Source organism: Microcoleus sp. Z1_A1, assembly GCF_036700305.1.
Classification (GTDB): domain Bacteria; phylum Cyanobacteriota; class Cyanobacteriia; order Cyanobacteriales; family Microcoleaceae; genus Microcoleus.
The window spans coordinates 1-3,128 of sequence record NZ_JAUBOR010000099.1 but is presented as its reverse complement, the minus strand read 5'-3'; the positions used below and the strand labels follow the sequence as shown (position 1 = coordinate 3,128).

General features: G+C 40.4%; 2 protein-coding genes and 1 pseudogene. All 3 read left to right on the top strand.

The genetic code is table 11. The features are described 5' to 3' along the window. Positions 1-265 precede the first annotated feature (265 nt). Complete coding sequence (locus QT973_RS26820) at positions 266-1,486, top strand: hypothetical protein (RefSeq protein WP_333058646.1); 1,221 nt, start codon at positions 266-268, stop codon at positions 1,484-1,486. A 161-nt stretch (positions 1,487-1,647) separates the two neighbouring features. Continuing rightward, positions 1,648-1,914, top strand: coding sequence for a hypothetical protein (locus QT973_RS26815; protein ID WP_333058645.1), 267 nt, complete (start codon positions 1,648-1,650; stop codon positions 1,912-1,914). Positions 1,915-2,060: 146 nt separating this feature from the next. Beyond that, a pseudogene (locus QT973_RS26810) lies at positions 2,061-3,053 on the top strand (IS4 family transposase); the annotation flags it as partial. Positions 3,054-3,128 lie beyond the last annotated feature (75 nt).

Sequence of the window (3,128 nt, the reverse complement as noted above, 5' to 3'; positions counted from 1 at the left end):
TTTTTCTAATTAACTATTTTTATCGATTTTATCATGATCTTGCCTCTGTCTCACATTTATTTGAAATGACTATAAATAGGGTTTTGTCTTGCTTTTGAGTGAGAAATACTCTTAATCGAGCGCCCATATATTAATTACCTCACTAAATTTCTACCTTTCTTTATGTATCTTAACATAGTTTTGTTTTTTTTCGCCGACCTACTTAACACTTCAATTCAAGTTAGGCGTCAAGCGAGTCAATAAAGCCTGCGGATGTTACCTGACAATGCAAGGGATTACTGATGCTTTGAGGAGGGCTCACCTAGTCGCTAGCGCTTTAGAATCACTAAAAACCGAGTCTCAGTTCTTGGCTTGGTATGATGATGTGATTATAGAAAAGAACGTCATCAAAAATGATTTGATGACGTTCGGTGAGGCGATAGCAAGAGTAGAAAAAGAATATTGGGATGGACACACAAAGCGTCGTCAACCTCGCGACAAGAACAATCCTAGCCATCAATATAGTTGGCGATGTGTTTACGGACACTATTTCAAGCTATTGCCACAAAACACAGTCCTGAACCTGGCAGACATTCTACTGGTAGTTCACAGCAAGCAAGTAGGAACTAAATGTTTCAAAAACTGCTTGTGCGCTATGCGTAAGCTTGCTGAGACTGTTGGCAACACTGACTTGCTTATTCGGCTTAAAGAAATTAACGGCACGCAGACACAGTTCAGAGAAGACCTTCAGTCTATATCAGTGGATGAATTTTTTAAATTTCACGAGGAAGTTTTAGCTATCTCCGATGATAAGCGGTACAACTTAGAATCACGCAAACGATGGTTGTGGGTATTCTCAATGCAGGTGGTGTATGGTTTTCGGGTACATGAAGTGTTCGCGATACAGAACGTCAACGAACCGTTTAAGACAAAAGATGGCATTACTATTCCGGCACTGAGTGAACCAAGTAACACGAAAATGATTGCCGTAGTAGGGGAAAAAACCAAGTTGGAAACTACGACTAAGACTGGCTACCGATTGTGTGTGCCAATGCTTCCTCCTACTCATTCGGATTTAATCGAACGCTTGGGAATCAAGTTAGGAAAATTGCCTGAAGTTAGGTTGACATCGAACAATCCAAAGACAATTTCTGGTGCATATAATGACCGTGCGTGGGCTACTTTGAAAAGATGGAATAAAGGTTTTACTCAGTCTCACGCTTTACGTCACCTAGCTAATCTCAACGGTCAAATGGCAGGGATGTCCCAGGAAACAAGAGCTAAAAGCTTAGGACATTCAACACAGATGAATGAAGGTACTTATAAAAAACGAGCCAATACTAAGACGACAATTGACTTGCTAACTCATTCAACAAAAGAAGCTATCCCTTTAGGTAGTGCTATTGGGGTACTTAAACAATTGGGTAGTGACGGGAAAAGTATCAAGCTGCTAGCTGCTATTTATGGCATTACGCCCGACGAAGTGATGGAGTTGCTTGCCGAATAATTTGAAACAAAACTTTACACTTCCTGTGTTGACAAGGAAGTGTAAGTCTGCAATCGTGAGTAACTAAGGAAGATTGATGCGCGACTGCTAAGCACTGCAAATGCTTAACAAGTCACGACTTCCCCAAATCGTTATCTCTCAACGTTTGGAGCCTATAAATTATGCCACTTTCAGCCGATTGTCCTAACGGACGATCGCAACTCTTAATGTTTCCCCGTCGCGAGTTATTGCAAAAAATCGCATCGGCCGCTTTGTTATTTTTTGTGCCACGTCCTCAGTCAGTCTTTGAATTTCCCAAAAAATATCCTGCACCGCAGTTTAACGTCGGTGACAAAATTCTCAGTTTTTGGCCTGATAATGACGAGGCTATTTCCCCTGAGTTTGGCGAAATAGTTGGAGTCTGTTGGCATCTATTAGTGACAAGTTAAGGTGAGGGGTAAATTGTCAAGGGGGTATTTACATTGGTTAAAAAATAGATGAAACTCAGAATAGGCAAGTAGTTGAGCAATTATGACCAGCCATGACCAAGACCAGAACTACCAACCGGGACCACGCGAAAAAGAAACAACGACCACTGATAGAGGATGAAGTAATTGCCCAGCAACTAGAAGCATTACTGACACCAGCCATGCTTTGGGAGGAAAATTCCTACCGTCAGCTAAAACTTCGAGACCGAATTCTCAACTTGCCATTGATGATGGCTGCGGTCTTAACCTTACTATGGCGAGATGTGGCAGGGGTAAGAGAGCTGACCCGAATGTTAACGAGAGACGGCTTTCTGTGGTGTAATCCCACGTCCGTCAGCCAACAAGCACTCTCACAAAGATTTTTGACCTTTACGGATGAGCTGTTTGAACAAGTATTTAAGGATTTCTTACCGCGTTTAAGAACAAATTGGCAGAGGAGAAATCAACGAACCTTACCAGAAAGTATTCAGTTTACATTAACAAGATTTGAGCAGATTTGGATTATAGATAGTTCAATATTAGAGGCATTATTTCGGAAATTATCAAACTTAGAGTCAGCTAAAATAGGACAATTGGCGGGGAAAATAAGTACAGTAATTGATCTAGTAACTAGATTGCCAGTCGAAATTTGGTTTACCGAAAATGCGAAAGAATCTGATGTAAAGCTTGAAGAGAATATCCTCAATTTAGTCAGCAAAAATACGTTATTACTATTAGATATAGGCTTTTATCACTTTAGTTTTTGGTTAAGATTAATTGAGCAAAAGGTTAACTTTATTACCCGAATAAAGAAAGGAGCCGCCATCAAAGTAGAGGAAGTATTTACCGATAGTTATGGACTGCGAGACCGTAAGATACGTTTGGGGTCTGGAACGAAGAAAACTCCGTTTATTACCTTACGTTTGATTGAAGTTCGTTAAGAAAAAACCTGGCATTCTTATTTAAAAAGTGTGCTAGAGCCAGAAAAATTACCCCCTTAGGTAGTAGCAGATTTGTATCGAAGACGTTGGCGGATTGAAGAAGCTTTTAATATTGTAAAAAAGCTGTTAGATTTAAGCTATTTATGGACGGTTTCAATCAATGGGATTAAATTACAGATGGGAGCATCCCGGTTTTGCGCTTTTGATCATCAAACGGATATTGATCCGTTAAGGTAGGCGCACCGAAGCTTAAGC

Excerpts from the sequence above, each read along its gene's own strand:
- QT973_RS26820 (WP_333058646.1), top strand. The coding sequence starts at position 266 with ATGCAAGGGATTACTGATGCTTTGAGGAGGGCTCACCTAGTCGCTAGC.
- QT973_RS26815 (WP_333058645.1), top strand. The coding sequence starts at position 1,648 with ATGCCACTTTCAGCCGATTGTCCTAACGGACGATCGCAACTCTTAATG.